This is a genomic window from Winogradskyella sp. PC D3.3, from assembly GCF_054366245.1.
Genome location: NZ_CM135962.1, coordinates 3,473,788 through 3,491,650 on the forward strand (window position 1 = coordinate 3,473,788; position 17,863 = coordinate 3,491,650).

Annotated in this window: 7 protein-coding genes and 3 tRNA genes; 5 read left to right on the plus strand and 5 right to left on the minus strand. The window is 33.8% G+C overall.

Going from position 1 to position 17,863, the window contains the following annotated elements:
* Positions 1-303: 303 nt before the first annotated feature.
* The 4 genes from ACXGSQ_RS15335 to ACXGSQ_RS15350 form a co-directional block, all read right to left on the minus strand.
* Entirely contained in the window at positions 304-4,332 is a 4,029-nt protein-coding gene (locus tag ACXGSQ_RS15335) for an amino acid adenylation domain-containing protein (RefSeq protein WP_458627026.1), read from the minus strand.
* 53 nt (positions 4,333-4,385) lie between these two features.
* Positions 4,386-11,081, minus strand: a complete 6,696-nt coding sequence (locus ACXGSQ_RS15340) for an amino acid adenylation domain-containing protein (protein WP_458627027.1) — start codon at positions 11,079-11,081, stop codon at positions 4,386-4,388.
* Between the two features lie 288 nt (positions 11,082-11,369).
* Complete coding sequence (locus ACXGSQ_RS15345; RefSeq protein WP_458627028.1) at positions 11,370-12,113, minus strand: class I SAM-dependent methyltransferase; 744 nt, start codon at positions 12,111-12,113, stop codon at positions 11,370-11,372.
* A gap of 280 nt (positions 12,114-12,393) precedes the next feature.
* On the minus strand, positions 12,394-13,182 hold the full coding sequence (locus tag ACXGSQ_RS15350) for a CPBP family glutamic-type intramembrane protease (protein ID WP_458627029.1): 789 nt from the start codon (positions 13,180-13,182) through the stop codon (positions 12,394-12,396).
* 495 nt (positions 13,183-13,677) lie between these two features.
* On the opposite strand from ACXGSQ_RS15350, the gene ACXGSQ_RS15355 reads away from it, so the two are divergent.
* Complete coding sequence (locus ACXGSQ_RS15355; protein WP_458627030.1) at positions 13,678-14,676, plus strand: metal-dependent hydrolase; 999 nt, start codon at positions 13,678-13,680, stop codon at positions 14,674-14,676.
* 739 nt (positions 14,677-15,415) lie between these two features.
* Here the strand turns inward: ACXGSQ_RS15355 and ACXGSQ_RS15360 are convergent.
* Positions 15,416-16,351 (minus strand): sterol desaturase family protein, encoded by a 936-nt coding sequence (locus tag ACXGSQ_RS15360; RefSeq protein WP_458627031.1) that lies wholly within the window; start codon positions 16,349-16,351, stop codon positions 15,416-15,418.
* A 481-nt stretch (positions 16,352-16,832) separates the two neighbouring features.
* On the opposite strand from ACXGSQ_RS15360, the gene ACXGSQ_RS15365 reads away from it, so the two are divergent.
* From ACXGSQ_RS15365 to ACXGSQ_RS15380, 4 genes are all read left to right on the plus strand, one after another.
* Positions 16,833-17,009 (plus strand): histone H1, encoded by a 177-nt coding sequence (locus ACXGSQ_RS15365; protein WP_458627032.1) that lies wholly within the window; start codon positions 16,833-16,835, stop codon positions 17,007-17,009.
* A gap of 295 nt (positions 17,010-17,304) precedes the next feature.
* Positions 17,305-17,377: transfer RNA gene (locus ACXGSQ_RS15370), tRNA-Gly, on the plus strand.
* Positions 17,378-17,471: 94 nt separating this feature from the next.
* Positions 17,472-17,553 (plus strand) — tRNA-Tyr (locus tag ACXGSQ_RS15375).
* A gap of 16 nt (positions 17,554-17,569) precedes the next feature.
* Positions 17,570-17,642: transfer RNA gene (locus ACXGSQ_RS15380), tRNA-Gly, on the plus strand.
* The last annotated feature ends 221 nt before the right edge of the window (positions 17,643-17,863 follow it).

Below are 17,863 nucleotides of genomic sequence, written 5' to 3' on the forward strand. Positions count from 1 at the left end.
TCTGAAGGGGAATTGTCATTAAAAAATCAACAAAAAAATCCATTGTTTCGACTACCATAATGTAGCAAAAATCAACTCGTCGTTGGAATTCATACTTAAGTCCAAACATAAGTTAAAAATACGTATTTATCTATAAAAAAATAAAAATATAACCCTTAAAACTACTGATTATTAGCCCATATAACCATTTTATAGTTATGCTTAGTATGATAAACACAAACACGTTTAAATAGACCTTTACATCTTATTTTTAACAAAATTCCAGAGGTTCTATTTCCGATACAATTAAGTTGATAAATCGTCTTAATTTTTACGATCCAATATCTCCTGTAAAACACGGCTAAACTGTTCATCATTTGGAGCCACAAACATATTGGCATGGTTGCCAGGAATACTATGTCTTTTTACTCCACGCTTAGCTAAAGATTTCCATCCATAATATTTTTTATCATGTTTAAAAAAAACATCATCTTCTGCAATCATTAAATCAACTTCTAAATCTTCGGGAACGATATGATAACTTTCAACGGCCAAACTATGATGACTGCTCAAGTTTTCTAATGTTTCCTTACCGATATTAAGCTCTAACAAATCTTGCAATTCTCTAGGCTCTGTTGTTGACTCTTTATCACTTTGCTTAACCTTAGTATATAGTTGATTAACCTTATTTTTAAAAATACGCATTCGGGCTTTGAATTTATCAGCACTACTAAACATCGTCTTTAAGGCAAAATAAACTTTTCCAGAGGTATAAAATCCATACATCAATTGCTTTCTAAACGCATCTGAATAATAATAGTATGGAAAAACATAACTATCAAAAGATATAAATTTTTCAACTGTTTTACCTTGAGCTTTCAATTGCTTAGCCATTTCAAAGGCAACAATACCTCCAAATGAATATCCTGCAATGGCATAAGGACCATCTGGGTTTGTTTTAATGATTTCAGATATATAATGTGCTGCCATATCCTCTATTTTATTATGAGGAGTATCTTTCCCATTAAGCCCTTTGGCTTGCAAACCATACAACGGTTGTTCTTTATCTATATTTTTAGCTAATGCATTTAAAAATAAAACATTATAAAACTCCCCATGAACCACATAAAGTGGTGTTTTACTCCCATCTGTTTTTATAGGTACTAAAGAATCCCACGAATTCACCTCTCCATCAACCTCAATAAATTCTGCAAGTTTGGCTATGGTAGAGTGCGTCATTAAAGCCGATAATGGGAGCCTTTCTCCTGTTTCGTTCTCTAATTTTGCCATCACTCTTACGGCCACTAAAGAATGCCCACCTAGCTCAAAGAAATTACTAAAAATATCAATATTCTTAATGTTTAAGCATTCCTCCCAAACTCTTGCTATCAATTTCTCTGTTTGAGTCCGAGGTGCTGTTTTATCTCCTGCATTTTCAGAGGTTGTTTTAGAATTATTTAATAATGTTTTTCTATCAATTTTTCCATTTAAAGTTGTTGGAAATTCATTGATAAGGTGCATCTCATGTGGCACCATATAAACTGGTAAAAGCTCTTTTAAATAGGTCTTCCATGTTTGCACTTCGTTTTGAGACGCTACATTTGAATCATTCGTTTTAATAAAGGCTTTTAACCGATCTTCATCTATCATTACAACACAAGACTCTATAGTATCTATAGTAATTATAGCTTCTTCTATTTCACCTAACTCTATACGATGTCCTCTAATTTTGACTTGGTCATCCATTCGACCTAAACATTCAAATTCACCATTACTAAGCAATCGACCTAAATCACCTGTTCTATATAATTTAGTATTAGATGCTGCATCAAATGGATTTGAAATAAACTTCTCTGAAGTCAGATCAGCGCGCTTCCAATAGCCTTTTGCAACACCATCTCCTCCAATCACAATTTCTCCAATGGTCCCTGGCTTCATTAAAAGACCTTGATCATTTAAAATATAAACTTGAGTATTAGCAATCGGTTGACCTATCGTAAGAATTTCATCGTCAATTAAAATCTGTTTAGTAGTGGACCATATTGTGGTTTCGGTTGGTCCATACATATTCCATAGCGCATTAACTTTAGGCACTATTTTCTTTGCCAATGGCATTGGTAATTTTTCTCCACCACAAAGGGCTTTAATCGCTAATTTATCTGCCCAACCAGAATCTAATAGCATTTGCCATGTCGTAGGAGTAGCCTGTAACATGGTTATTGATTCGCTCTTAATATAGTCTAATAACAAACGACCATCTTTGGCAATATCATCATTTGCAATAACCAAAGTTGCTCCACTTAACAACGGTAGAAATAACTCTAGACCAGCAATATCAAATGAAATTGTTGTAATCGACAAAAGCTTATCTGACGCCTTTATTCCTGGAGCTTGCAACATACTAAATAGAAAATTGACTAAATTTTTGTGTGTTACTTGGACTCCTTTAGGATTTCCTGTAGATCCTGAAGTATAGAGTATATAAGCTGTTTCATTACTATCGACTGAAAGTGCTAAGGGATCTGAAGCATATTTTGATAAATCCAAAAACAAATCTTCTAACACTAATGATTTAGAAATAGCTTCAGATGCAATAGGTGCTTTCTTTGAAGTAATCAGAACTTCGGCCTCAGAATCCTTTAGCATAAAATCCAATCGGTGTTTTGGATAACTAGGATCTAACGGCAAATATGCCGCTCCACATTGTACAATAGCCAGTAAACTTACAACAAGTTCTATGGAACGCGTCGAAGCAATAGCAACAATGGTATTGGGTTTAACTCCCTTAGCGACTAAACAATGCGCCAAACGATTAACTTGTAATTCTAAATCTTGGTATGTTATTTCAGAACCTTCGAATTGTAATGCTATTTGATGAGGTGAAACCTGAGCTTGATTTGCTATAAGTTGATGTAAAGGCAACTTTGGATAAGAAGCGTTTGTAGCATTAACAGCCTTATATGGGGCATCGTCAACCTTAAAGATATCTTTTAACTTTACATTAGGGTTTTCTACAATTTGTTCTAATAAGTCCTGAAATGACATCATCATTTGTTCAATGGTGTCACTTTTGAACAAAGCCGTATTGTAGGACCATTCTAAAACTAAATCGTTTTCAGACCCTGTAGCATTTAGAAAAAGTTCAAAGGTTTCATAAGCTCTAGGGTTACTCTTTAATTTAAAATTTAAATCTGAAAATGAAACTGCAGCAGTCATTCCCATATCGATATTAAAAACGACAGGAACTAATGGAACTCTCGAAGGATCTCTTGCTATAGAAAGCTTTTGAAGCAATTGTCCGAAGCTTAATTTTTGGTGATCATAGGCATCAAAAAGTTCCGCCTTTCGTTGTTTTAGATAATCTGTAAAACTTACATTTAAGTCCACCTTACTACGTAAAGGCAATAAATTGACACAATGCCCTATCATTTGGGTTTTTCCGCTCGCTGCTTGATCGGCTGACGGTAGCCCTAAAACAATATCACTTTGTCCTGTTTGTGTGCTTAAAAAAACTTCAAAAGCAGATAAAAGGGTCGTCACAAAACTGCAACTTGCTTTTATTCCTGCTTTTTTAAGCGCATTTACAGAAGTCATATCCATCGAGAAATCTAAACGCTCACTCTTAAATGTTCGCAATTCTGGTCTCGGAAAATCCGTTGGAAGTGTTAATTCGGGTACAGAATCGCGATATTGATCTAACCAAAATTTTTCTGTTTCAACATAAGATTGACTTCCTAAATAGGTTTGTAATTCATCGGCATAAGAGCTAAAACTATCAACCTTAGGAAGTGCTGGGATTTCCTTTTTAACAAGTGAAGAGTACAATTGTCCTAACTCTTCGAGCATAATACCAAAAGACCAACCATCACATACAATATGATGCGCCGTTATAATTAACTGATGCTCTTGTGCGCTTGTTTTTATGAGTCCAACTTTGATTAATGGCCCTTTTACCAAATCAAAAATAAAATTAGCATCAGCTAATAGATAGTCTGAAAGCTGATTTTCTTTTTCATCAGAAGCAAGTGCGGATAAGTCTTGAACGCTAAACTCCAGCGGCATAAAATTCAACACACTCATAAAGCGTCCGTCTGGACTAAAAACCGAACGTAAAGCTTCATGTCTTTTAACTAAATTTTGAACCGCATTGTCTAATACTGAAACCTGTAATTCTCCATTTAAAACAAGAGAAATGGATTCATTAAAAGATCTGTTCGCATCCTTACCACCCAATTTACAAGCAATCCAAATTTCTGCTTGAGATTGTGTTGTATGAATAACCTTTTCTATGGCAGGTCCTTCAAATGGATTAAAAGATATATTGTTTTTGTGATTGCTTGTTGGTGATTGCATTACTGTATGACCGATATTTTTACTTATTAAAAAACAATAATTAAAAGCTAGTGTTATAAATCTATTTGAACATAATTAGAATCATTTTTATCATCTTCAACAAACCATGCTGGATTGCCCTTGTCATCAAAACCTAATTTAGCTCCTGGAACTGGTGGCGTATTCAACTCTTCTGTTAAAGCCTTGTTAGCTTCTGCTAAACCAGCATTGTTTAAGTTTGATTGAAAAATTCCTACAGCTAAAAGTTCATCAATACATTCTTTGAATGTGTTAATTAATTTTGTAACATCATCGTCTGTGTATGCCGCCGTCATATAGCAAGGAAAACCGTCCCAAATATGAATACCGCGTTCTCTCATTAAAACAAAGAATAACTCCGAGTAAGGAATATCCTCTACAATCTTTAATCGCCATAACGAACGATAATATGCTATTTCTAAAGGCAGGTTTTTCGATTTAAAATAAAGTGTCAATTCAGCGACTAAGCGATCTGTGAGTTTAGCCAAATCATCTTGAAGTTTTCCGCCTTCCGCTTTCATATGTAAAAGAGACGCTTTAGTTGATGCTAATGCCAACGGATGACGTACAAATGTACCTGCGAAGTATGTTACGCCGACCGCAGGAAATGAATCATCTCCATATTGCCAAAATCCTCCATCTAAGGCATCCATATATTTTTTACTACCCATTATGGCACCTATAGAAATACCACCACCAATAACTTTTCCGTATGTAGCAACATCAGCCTTTATACCAAAAAGCGCTTGTGCTCCACCAGGATGCATTCTAAACCCAGTAATAATTTCATCAAAAATTAATAATGATTCTGACTCCTTAGTGATTTTTCTAACTTCTTTTAAGAATTCTATTGGTCTAAATTCAGGTCTACGACTTTGAATTGGCTCTACAAGAACCGCTGCTATTTCGTGCGCACGTTCTTTAATTATAGCTAAACTTTCATCAGTACCATAATCTAAAATTAACATGTTTTGAACTGCTTCTGGCAAAATACCAGATGCTGCAGGGAATGTTTTGAGCTTTTTGGAACCTCTTACAATAACCTCATCATTAATACCATGATAAGAACGTGAAAAAGCCACAATTAACGAACGCGCCGTTACAGTTCGAGCAATACGCATAGCGCCTAAAACGGCTTCAGATCCTGTATTACATAAAGCCGCTCGCTCATGACCTGTGAATTCACATAACAACTCACATACTTCACCAGCTAATGGATGCTGAGGACCAACCTCAAAACCAAGCTCTATTTGTTGATGCAACGCTTCTTTTACAAAATCTGGCTGATGCCCAAATAAACAAGATCCAAACCCATTTAAGGTATCTAAATACTCGTTGCCATCTATATCCCAAAGACGATTTCCTGAAGATTTGCCAACAACAAGTGGATATACTAACTCTTTTGTTTGCGGTTTGAAGCCTGAAACGACACGAGGATCTGACATGTGTGCACGATGCTTTTGAGCATACATTTTACTTCCTGAAGTCTTCTTATTATAACTTTGAATTAAATCTTCTAAAAACCTTTGTTGCGCTTTACTTAGGTCTGACGATTGGCGTTCTATTTTAGGAGAGGCGCCAAAAGGCTTTTGGTGTTCTTTCTTTTCTTCTTCAGATAAAATATCCGTTGACGCTACTTTTGATAGTGTCTTCTCTGAGTTTTTATCTTTAGCAAAAACCATTGGAGGAGCCGTATTTTCTTGCACTGGTGCTGACACAGGTACTGGCCCTTGAAGTAATTCGATTTGTTTTCCTAAAAGTTGTAATTGCTGCGCTATTAAATTTAGTGCTGGACTTTGGATATTAGAATTGCTTAAATTTGGTTGTTGATACTGTTGTTGTTGTTGTTGTTGTTGTTGTTGTTGTTGTGTCCCATTCATCGCTATAGGTGGATTGTTTCTAGAAACATCAACATCATTTGTACTTGCTGCTGGTGCAAAAGCCTCTTGTGGTATAACTTTATCTAAATGAGCTGCCAATAAATCAGGTGTTCCAAATTCATCATTTAATTGTCTAAACGTAATTGGAATATTAAATTCATTTTTAAATGTAATAGCCATCTGAGTTAGAATCAATGAATCTAAGCCAAGTTCTAAAAAACTTTGGTCAAAATTACTTTCTGCTATTTCAATTCCAGAATTATCTTCAATTATATCGGCTATTTTCTTAAGAAATATCGGTTTTCTCATCATCTTAGTATGCTTAGTGTTAAGTTGGGGATCAATAGATATATTTTCTTTAATTTCAGTTGTATTTGTAACTGTATTTATAGTGGTGTTAACGGTTGGTGGGTCTAACCAACATGGTTTTCTATCAAAAACATAAGACGGCAACCACACTTTTTGTCTGGTTTGCCCTTTGTAAAATAATTTCCAATTCGGCTCAATACCATATAGCCATAAATCCCCTAGGGCTGATAAAACCGTATTGTGTGCATTTTCACCATCTTTAGGCATTGATAAACTCGTAATTGAAGCCAAGGATTTGAAACCTTTCTTCTGCATTGATAATGTAGTTAATGCACGACCAGGACCAATTTCTAATAACACAGGATCTTCTAATCCTAAAACCGTTTCCATTGCTCCAGAAAAGTTCACGGCTGCTCTTAAATGATTAGTCCAATATGCAGAACTTGTTGCTTCTGCATCACTCAGCCAATCACCTGTTACTGTTGAAACAATAGGTAAACGTGGCACATGTAAGCTTACTTTTTTGACTTCGTTTTCAAAGGTTTCTAAAACCGGATTCATCATTGTAGAATGGAATGCATGACTTGTCAGTAACAATCTATTAACAATACCTTTGGTATCTAGAACTTTAGCGAAATCTTCAATAGCCTTATCTGGACCAGAAATAACAATTAAATGATCTGAATTTATAGCGGCAATAGATAACGCATCTGGCAGTAAACCTTCAATATTGTCAATGGTTGTACGTGCAGATAACATGCTTCCTTCAGGAAGTTCACTTACCAGTTTACCACGCATAGCAATTAGATGCAAGGCGTCTTCTAATGAAAACACACCTGCTAAATGTGCTGCGACAAACTCTCCGATACTATGTCCGCAAAGTACTGTTGGTTTTATCCCCCAACTCATCCAAAGTTGAGAAAGCGCGTACTCCACAACGAATAATGCCGGTTGCGTAAACTTCGTGTCTTTTAATTGATTTTCAGCTTCAACTGAATGAATTTCAGGATAAATGACAGCTCTAATATCCTGTTTCAAATCCACTTTTAACAACGCAGCACATTGATCTACAGCTTCTTTAAAAACAGGTTCTTCCTCATAAAGCGATTTCCCCATTTGTAGATATTGTGAACCTTGACCAGGAAATAAAAAGGCTAATTCGTTAGGTACAACTTGTAATATATTAGTTTTTACAACCGTATTAGACTCTGCTAATAGATTTGCACTTAAAGGTTCTATTTTATCTGCAACAACAATACTGCGATATATAAATGAATCTCTAGTTGTTGATAAGGCGTAGGCCACATCTGCCAATGACACATCTAACGATGATTTTAAATAATCACCGAGCGCAGCTTGATACCCCTCTAAACTATTTTGTGTTTTAGCTGACCATGTTAAAAGCTGTACTGATCTACCTGAGTCTGAATCTGTTTGTTCAGTTGGATTTTCTTCTAGAACAATATGAACGTTAGTACCACCAACACCAAATGAACTCACGCCAGCTTTCCGTGTACCTTGAGCGTCCCAAGTACTTAATTTATTATTTACATAAAACGGACTATTATTAAAATCAATAGAAGGGTTTGGTTTTTCAAAACCCAACGATGCAGGTATCTGACGATGTTTTAGCGCTAATACGGTCTTAATAAAGCTGGCAACTCCAGCTGCCGCATTAAGATGTCCCATATTACTTTTTATAGAGCCAATAGCACAATATCCTTTTTGTTCTTGTTCTCCAAATGCCGTTACCAATCCTTCAATTTCTATAGGATCACCTAAAGGTGTGGCCGTTCCATGTGCTTCAATATAACTGATTTCAGAGGGGTTAATATCGGCATCAAATAATGCACTACTTATAGCGCCGGCTTGTCCTTCTACACTTGGTGCTGTAAAACTACCTTTATCTCCACCATCATTATTAACACCTATTCCTTTTATGATACCATAAATAACATCTCCATCTCTTTTTGCATCCTCTAAACTCTTAAGTAATACGACTCCTGCTCCATCACTAAAAACAGTTCCGTTGGCGTTGGCATCAAACGAACGACAATGTCCATTAGAACTAAGTATAGCGCCTTCTTGATACAAATGCCCACTGTTTATTGGTGAAGTAATACTAGATCCTCCGGCTAAAGCTACATCACATTGACCACTTCTAATAGCTCCTACTGCTTGTGCAATAGTTAATAACGACGTGGAACAAGCTGAATGAATACTCACTGCTGGGCCTTTTAAATTTAAGTGATACGCAATACGCGATGCTGCATAATCTTTATCATTTACAGTATTAGCTTGCATAATTCCTATTTGAGCCATAAGCTCCTTATTAGGAAATACGTTATTGTTAAAATAACTATTAGCTGTTACACCAGCATAAACACCTATACTACCATCGTAATGTTTAGGTAAATGCCCTGATTGTTCTAAGACCTCCCATGCTATTTCTAAAAACAGACGTTGTTGGGGATCCATTGTCTGTGCTACTTTTGGACTAAGACCAAAGAATTTAGCATCAAAAGTTTTAGCTGTAGGAATAACTCCTTTTGCTGCAACATATAGCGGATCGTTTCGCAACTCCTCTGGTATACTTTTGTCTAATTCGTCCGGCGTAAAAAACGAAATGGTTTCTTTACCATCTCTAAGTACCCCCCACAAGGCTTGAATTGAAGATGCTCCAGGAAAACGTCCTGCCATACCAATAATAGCGATATCTCCTGCTGATTTTTCTCTTCGTTTCTTTTTTGACTTATCTATTTTAAATTTGTTTTGGTCGATCTCTAAAAATCGTGATAATTGCGCTATGGTCGGAAATTGATATATTTTGGTTACAGGTAATTCTAATTTCAGGCGTTCTGTGATTGCTATGGCCACTTTTTGTGTTAAAAGAGAATTACCTCCCATTTCAAAAAAGTTATCATCGATACCAATCTCTTGAATATTTAAATTTTGACTCCAAATTTTAGCAATCTCTTTTTCAACTTTAGTCCTCGGCTTTTTTAGAAGTGGTGCATTTTGAGGTCTCTTAAATTCAGGAATAGGTAAACTCTTTTTATCAACTTTACCATTTGGAGTCATAGGAAAACTTGCCATCCACATAAACATAGCAGGTATCATGTATTCTGGTAAAATTTCTGCTAGTTGATTACGTAAATGATCTTCGTCTTCAACTTCATTTTCAGATATGACGTAAGCTATCAATCTAGATTCACCTAGATGATTACTGGCTACTACGGTAACACTTTTAATATTGAAAAGTGAATTTATAGCCGTTTCTATTTCGCCCAGTTCAATACGATATCCACGAATTTTAACTTGATCGTCCTTTCTTCCTATAAATTCTACATTACCATCTGGAAGCCATTTTGCCAAATCGCCAGTCTTATATAATCGTTCACCTTTAGAAAACGGATTTTCAACAAACATTTGAGATGTTAGCTCTGGCCTATTCAAATACCCTCTAGCCAAACCTGATCCTGCCAAACATAACTCACCAACCACACCAATGGGTAACACCTCTAAATCATCTGAAAGCACATGTACTTTCGTATTAAATATCGGTTTACCAATAGGTAATGAATTATCAAAATTATGATCAGAAGAATATTTATATAACGTTGAGACTACTGTATTTTCTGTAGGACCATATAAATTATAAAAATCACATAGCTCACCTAGCTTTTTAGCTAATTTTAGTGAGCACGCTTCACCACCTGTGGTAATTCTTTTAAGTGATTGCATGTTCTCAATACCTACTAAGGTTTCAAGATAACTTGGTGTTGCTCCTAGATGTGTTATGGCATTGTCTACAATAAATTCTGGTAACTTATGATTTAAAAGTTCCTCTTTACTTATTATATATAAGGTTGCACCATTGAGTAATGCCAAAAAGATTTGCTCTACAGAAGCATCAAAGAAATAATTAAAAAACAGTAATATTTTTTCTTTATGATCGACTTCAAAAAGCTGTGTTTCTGCCAATATTAAATTGACAGCAGATTGATGTTCTATCATTACACCTTTAGGATTCCCTGTGGTGCCCGATGTATAGATAATATAACTTAAATGATTAGGTTTTAGATCTATTTGAGACGGTAAGGCATCACTAACATTAGCCTTATTTGAAATAAAATCTTGAATTAATAAAGCATCTACATCAACTTTACAATGACTATCTTTTTTAATATAGTCTTTTCTACTTTGAGGTGCTTCAATATCTACAGGTACATAAGCTGCACCTAACTTTAGAATACCTAATATCCCTATCGTTATCCATTCGCTACGCTCTAGAGTTAAGCAAACTAAATCTCCATTTTGAACATTATGAGATTGCTTTAAATAGTTTGCAAAACGATTAGATTCATCATCTAATTCCCTATATGTAAGCTTTTTATTATTAAAAACAACAGCAATATTGTTCGGTCTAGAATTGGCTTGTTCTAAAAATAAGTCTACAATCGTTTTATCTTTGGAAAATTCTGCATAAGTGCTATTGAATTCTTCCATCAATAATAACATCTCCTTTTTTGTTAAATCCATAATATACAATCACATATCGTTTAGTAAACAAATTCCAATTAAAAATAATTAGCCTATGTAGACTAATTTTAATATATCTGTTAATTTTAAATTGAGGGATTCTAAAAGGGGAGAATAAAAGTAAAATAATTTTTCACTTAAGGCCTAAAAATTAGGTATAAAGTTAATTTTTTCGGTATAAATTAGAATCATTATTAACACTTACTCCGCAACCAAATAAAAAATACTTTTTCTCACAGAACAAAAAGTTAACTTTATAAATAACAGCCATATAAAGAAAACAAACTATTAAGACTCTAAATCGTTACTTGCTCCTATAAATAATAAGTCGTGAGAATCCTTTATACAAGGCTTATCAGAAAGGTGCCACAAATTAAAACCGGCATTTTTAAAAAGTTGAGGATAGTTATGAGAAAAAGAACGCTCATGGCCATAGGGCTGGGAATTAGGATTATCTTCAAAATTATGATCTATACCTTTAGGTTCAATCGCAACAAATATAATTTTACCTAATTTATTTACTTGCTTTAAACATCGCTGTAACTGTTCTTCTGTAAAATATTCTAAAACGCCTCTCGAAGTCACAAAAATAGTATGAGAGCGTCCGTAATTTTTAACCCATTCAAAACCATCAGAAGCTACAAATTTTAGTTTTTTGTCTTCTTTAAATTTTTCATTATTCAATGCCACTTGAGCTTCACTTAAATCAACACCAATAAAACTACTTATTTCTGGGAATTTTGAACTTAAAAATTCTAAAGCTCTACCACTACCTGTTCCAATTTCCACCAATTGTGTAAACTCATCGGGACGCTTTCTAAGTTCTTCTTTTAGAAGATCAAAAATAAATGCACAATCTACTAAAAAGTGATTTTTAAAAGAATCATCATTTGCCGCAAAATAGTCAGCTCCCTGATTCACCCAATAATTCTTATGTAATTCAGCTAACGAATCATAATCTGATTTACGTTCCACTTTGTTTAAAATCGCATTACGCATTAGACGCTCTGTAAGACTTAATTTATTATTCATAACTAAAGTTATCCCGGCATCTGACAATTTTTCAGCTTTTTTGGGTCGCAACAACACAAGAGTTTTCCCTAAGGTGTTAGTTAAAATTTTAATCGCTAAAAATTTCAATGCTCTCTCCATGGCTTTCGAAGTTTGATATAAATTAAGATTTAAATATAAAAGGTCAATAGGTCAAAGGGGGGCGTTTTTTTAGGGATTAAAATTATAGGGAAATATTAAATAGATAGTTGAAACCTATATACTGTACACTTCACAAGTATAAAGACTTTATATTATACAACTATTCGGTTGTTTTAAATGCTTTTGTAGGATTCATAAAATACATAAAAATTAACATGGTTAAAAAATAGATGACAGCAAATGCAATATAGGTGGATACACCTCCGCTTCTTGGCGAGACTGGCAATACCAATCCTGTTACATTTAACATAAACTGCAATATTAATACACAGATACCACTTTTAGTTTTTGCATAGACAATGGTACACATTCCTGCAGCTCCCATCATATGTATAAGCAATGGCCAAACTGGAAGATCATGTATAACTCCAATACCAAGGTAAATAAGTGGAACCCACCATAAACCCCAAAAAATTCCGACAATTAAACTAGAATAAAAGGGTTTCATTTTTTTGGATAATTGCCTAACGGAATAACTTACCCAAACAACCTCACCAACAAAGGCCCAAACTAACAAAACAAATAAGCGCCTAAAGGTAATAATTGAAGGATCAAAACTAAAAAAGTCAGTGTATTCACTGCCTAGATAAAATCCTTTTAGTGTTAATGTAAATAGCGCTACCGTAAATGCAAATAGGAAACTAAATAAATACCATTTAGGTTTTACTTTCCAGTTTAACATTGGTTTAAACATTTCTTTTAAACCAGGCGTTCCTCTTGCATATTTAACAATACCAACAAGCATAAACATAAGTAGAAAAAAACGACCATGATTATAAACAGATTCAGGAATATAACCTAAACTACTGATATAAACAAAAATGGCACTGGATATTGGTGCTAGAACCAAAAATATCCAAACTTCATATTTTCTCACTAAATCTCTCATGTTTTATCTACTTACTTTATTAATAGTTTAAATTATAATTTCTAATAGATGATGCTTTTTAGTACTCAAAAATAGAGTTATTTCAACTGTAAAACATTTCAACCACCATCATATCAAACACTTCAAAATAAACAACTTAAACATTCACAAAAATTCAATGCTGAAAGTTGAAAAAAAACTTTAAAACGACAACATTTATCCTATGAAAGGCGATAATTTAAGTTGAGCGACTAATAACCAATAGCATATAGACAATCTCTTTTGTTTAAAAAAGAGGTCTTATAAAATCTTATTTCAATGGATCAATGCGTTTATTATATCACAAATAGCATTTCATTTACAAAACCGTGCTTCACGATAAAAAAATACCATTATAATGAGCTATGCATAATATGCGATTTACCAATTTACAGGTGCTCGCCATGTCGTTTAGGATCTATAGCTTAATATTTTTTTAGAGTAATCTCATTTGAAATATTACCTTAGCAGCATACTATGGATTCACTCACACAAATAATTTTAGGAGCAGCCGTAGGCGAAGCAGTCTTAGGCAGAAAGGTTGGAAATAAAGCCATTTTATATGGTGCTATAGCTGGTACTATCCCTGATTTAGATGTTTTAGCCTCTTATTTTACAGATACTGTTTCTGCTTTAGCTATTCATCGTGGGTTTACACATTCAATTGTATTTTCTGTGATTTTTGCTCCAATCTTTGGATGGCTCGTCTCGCGATATGAACGCTACAAAAGTGTTAAAGATTGGTCTTGGCTATTTTTCTGGGCTTTAATTACGCATCCTATTTTAGATGCACATACTACTTGGGGAACACAACTCTTTTGGCCAATGGATGTAAGATTAGCATTCAAAACTATTTTTGTAATAGATCCACTTTACACCTTACCTTTTTTAGTGTTTTTAATCTTGACATTGTTCCAAAAACGCGAGTCAAAGAAACGTCGTGTGTACAATGGTATTGGATTAACCGTAAGCACCGCTTACTTAGTTTTAACATTTGCTTTAAAAGGCTTGGCGTTTACTCAATTTGAAAAGGCCTTACAAAACCAAAATATAACCTATTTACAATTAGACACTAGGCCTTCGCCTCTAAATACAATTCTATGGAATGCTAACGTAGAAACTGAAGCAGCTTATTTATTAGGGACCTATTCCTTTTTTGACACGCAACAAATTCAATTTGAAACCTATCCTAAAAATCACGAATTATTAAAAGATTTAAGAAATAACGAAAAAGTAAAACGTATGATTTCTATTTCTGAAGGCTGGTATACGATTAATAAAATAGATGACAAATTATTTTTTAACGACTTACGTTTTGGGCTATTAAGCATGGAACCGCAATCTCAAAATTTCGTTTTTAAATATTTAATCGATGTAGATGCCTCAGGAAATGTTAGTTTTATTGAACAGGAAAAAACAGAAACAGACGGGAAACAACTAATGTTAGACTTATGGAAACGAGTAAAAGGCAATTAACAGCTATTTATTGCTACCGTTAAACCATCTAAACGCATACGTACTAATAACATAACCAATTCCAATCATATTTTAAGATTGTTGAAAGTATAATAAACCTTCAGCTTGTTCAACAGACCATTCTAACCTTAAATATTGGATAGATATATTATTATCAAATGGATTATAATAAATTTAAACTCTAACAGATCCGTTGCCTTCAAAATTTCAACTTTTATACAAGCTTATATCAAAGATTAATTTATCGGTTTTAAACGATCATATTTGTAAAAAAACTTACCCAATGCCACCAAGGGATTAAAATTGACAAGCTTAAACGGAAAATAGTCATCATATATATTCCCAAATGATTTTTAAATGTCTGTTAAATACAAATCGATATCTAACGGCTGCCTACTTCGCGTTAGAGTTTGTTTAAAACTCATTTGATATTTCGCATTAGCTATTGTGCTATTGACAATCTTGTTGGTTGAAACAGTTGTAACAAAAAATAGTCTTTATCCCTAAAAATATTGCTATTTTAAATAAGCACGAATTCATCGCCATTACGTCAAAGCTAAACTACACAATAGTGTTTTTTATTTAGCTTGGTGTGCGCCTTAGTAATTACCTAAGGCCTTTTTATCTATTGTGCTAGGTTTGTCGGCACACTCCCCTTGTCTCGAAATTTATAATCCTGAGTTCGTTCAATTACCTCTTAACAATTCAAAAGGTCTTACTCATTTAATTAGAAACAACGCTACAGGTCTTCAAGTTTAGTCCCCTTAGCCATTTCGCGTCGTATTTGCTTAATCGTTAATGTACTTCCATCGTGACTCCAACCGGGAGGACCAAATACATACATAAACTTATGATACCAGTTTTTAGATTTTTTCACGTCCTCCCAAATATTTTTGTATTCATGAGTTAAAATAACATACAAATTATAAGAATTTGGTGGCTTAGAAACCCCGTATTCAATAGGAATGGATTCATCGAGTTCTTTCCATGTTCCAAAAATTCGATCAAACACGTTAAGAAAACCACCATGGTTTTTATCCATATATTCTATATTTCTGGCATGATGCACTTGATGCATCGTATGTGTATTTAAGAATTTTTCAATAAATCCCATTTTTTTAATATATGTGGTATGTAACTGAAATTGCCATAATGCCTCAATACCGAGACATACCACAAGCATCTCTGGCGGAAAACCTATCATAACAATCCATACATAAAAGAAAGGCTTATAAAAGATCGTAAACCAACCATTACGAACAGCTGTACCTAAATTGAAGTTATCCGAAGAGTGATGGACAATATGCGCGGCCCAAAAAAAACGAACCATATGATTTTGTCGGTGAAACCAATAGTAGGTAAAATCGTCTAAAAGCATACAAGCCACCCAAACATACCAAGCATAACCAAAAGATTCCCAGCCCATAATATTGGTTCGAACACCATCAACCATAGGATTAAAAAGATCATAAGCAAAATTAAAAACAACGACTATCGAAACCGTTTTTATTAACGCTCCAAGAACGGCTGATCCAATACCAAGTGATAAGCTTGATATAAAATCTTTCCAATTATAAAGGTCTTTATCATCTAAAACTTTACTATAAGAAAGTTCTAAAGCAATAAGGCCTAAAAAACACGGAACTCCGTAAACTAAGGGGTTAGTGAAATCCATTTATTACTAATTTTTAAAATGTGGTTGATTTATAGATATATTCATTCTGATTTTTAAAATATGAGAATATTTTTACGATCTCAAAATCTTCAAACCATTATTAAGGCCGTGAATATACAGTATCACTAATAGAAAACCCAATTTTAAATCTTCGGTTTTCATTTATTTTAGTACTTCTACAACTTATATGTTACTATTAAAATACTAAAACTAATTTAAATGCCTTTTATTTCAAAAAAAAATAATAAAACAACTTTAAAATAGAATATCTCTAAAAACATAAACCAAAATATTGTATACTACTGCTATAAAACAAGATACAAAATTTATTTATAATAAAATAGTTTTAAATTATTAGCGCAATCTACATAAAGGCATTAAAAACTGAGAATTTTAATTATAATTTAACCTCTCTTAATATGTTTTTAAACGGTATAATTATATTTTCGCGAATTCAAATTAAAATTTAAACAAAGAAAATATGAAAGATCTTATCGAAAACATCCAAAGCACAATTGAATCATTTCAAACTGATGCAAATTTACAATTAGAAAGCGGAAATAAAGCTGCTGGAACTAGAGCTAGAAAATCATCTTTAGCATTAGAAAAACTTTTAAAAGAATTCCGTAAGGTTTCTGTTGCTGAATCAAAAAAATAAAAAAAAACACCTCCCCTTTAAATTTAAAGGGGAGGATTATAATACAACACAATCTTCGGTTAGAACCCCACTATAGTCATAGTCCTTAAGGTTTCGTTTTTGGCTTAGACCACATTTTTCTTTTCAAGATTTACTCTAAACCTATTTTTTACGCCCCATACAGTTACTATAATTAGCTACAAATAAGTTCTTTAATTCTGAACTATTTCAACTTGTAAAATGTTTAAAATACTCCCGATTAAAATTAGGTGGATTTTAGAAAATATTTATATATTTGCATCCGCTTACCAAAAACGCGAGAGTAGCTCAGTTGGTAGAGCGTCAGCCTTCCAAGCTGAATGTCGCCGGTTCGAACCCGGTCTCTCGCTCAAAAGACTTCATTATTATCTAAGAAGTCTTTTTTAGGCTAAAAAGCACACATTAAATTATTCTAATGTGTTTGAAATTTTGAATTGAAATTTTGGGGAGATACTCAAGCGGCCAACGAGGGCAGACTGTAAATCTGCTGACTACGTCTTCGCAGGTTCGAATCCTGCTCTCCCCACAATTAATTGTAAAATGCGAGAGTAGCTCAGTTGGTAGAGCGTCAGCCTTCCAAGCTGAATGTCGCCGGTTCGAACCCGGTCTCTCGCTCAAAAGACTTCATAAGACATTATGAAGTCTTTTTTTTCGCACTATAACTCCACGTAACCATAAGTATTATAACGCCTTATAACCTCAAAACTAGCCTTCAAATCCATATGACTTAGTTGTCGCTTCTAAAGCACATTCTAAAAACTTAGAGCTTCTGTAAATTAAAGCCTATCTTCTAAGATTTTTAAATATATCCCCAAATACCATGAGGGAAAACATTT

Bases quoted from the DNA above. Each gene is read 5' to 3' on its own strand.
- ACXGSQ_RS15350 (WP_458627029.1), bottom strand. From the start codon at position 13,182: ATGAGAGATTTAGTGAGAAAATATGAAGTTTGGATATTTTTGGTTCTA.
- ACXGSQ_RS15365 (WP_458627032.1), top strand. From the start codon at position 16,833: ATGAAAGATCTTATCGAAAACATCCAAAGCACAATTGAATCATTTCAA.
- ACXGSQ_RS15335 (WP_458627026.1), bottom strand. From the start codon at position 4,332: ATGCAATCACCAACAAGCAATCACAAAAACAATATATCTTTTAATCCA.
- ACXGSQ_RS15355 (WP_458627030.1), top strand. From the start codon at position 13,678: ATGGATTCACTCACACAAATAATTTTAGGAGCAGCCGTAGGCGAAGCA.
- ACXGSQ_RS15360 (WP_458627031.1), bottom strand. From the start codon at position 16,351: ATGGATTTCACTAACCCCTTAGTTTACGGAGTTCCGTGTTTTTTAGGC.
- ACXGSQ_RS15340 (WP_458627027.1), bottom strand. From the start codon at position 11,081: ATGGATTTAACAAAAAAGGAGATGTTATTATTGATGGAAGAATTCAAT.
- ACXGSQ_RS15345 (WP_458627028.1), bottom strand. From the start codon at position 12,113: ATGAATAATAAATTAAGTCTTACAGAGCGTCTAATGCGTAATGCGATT.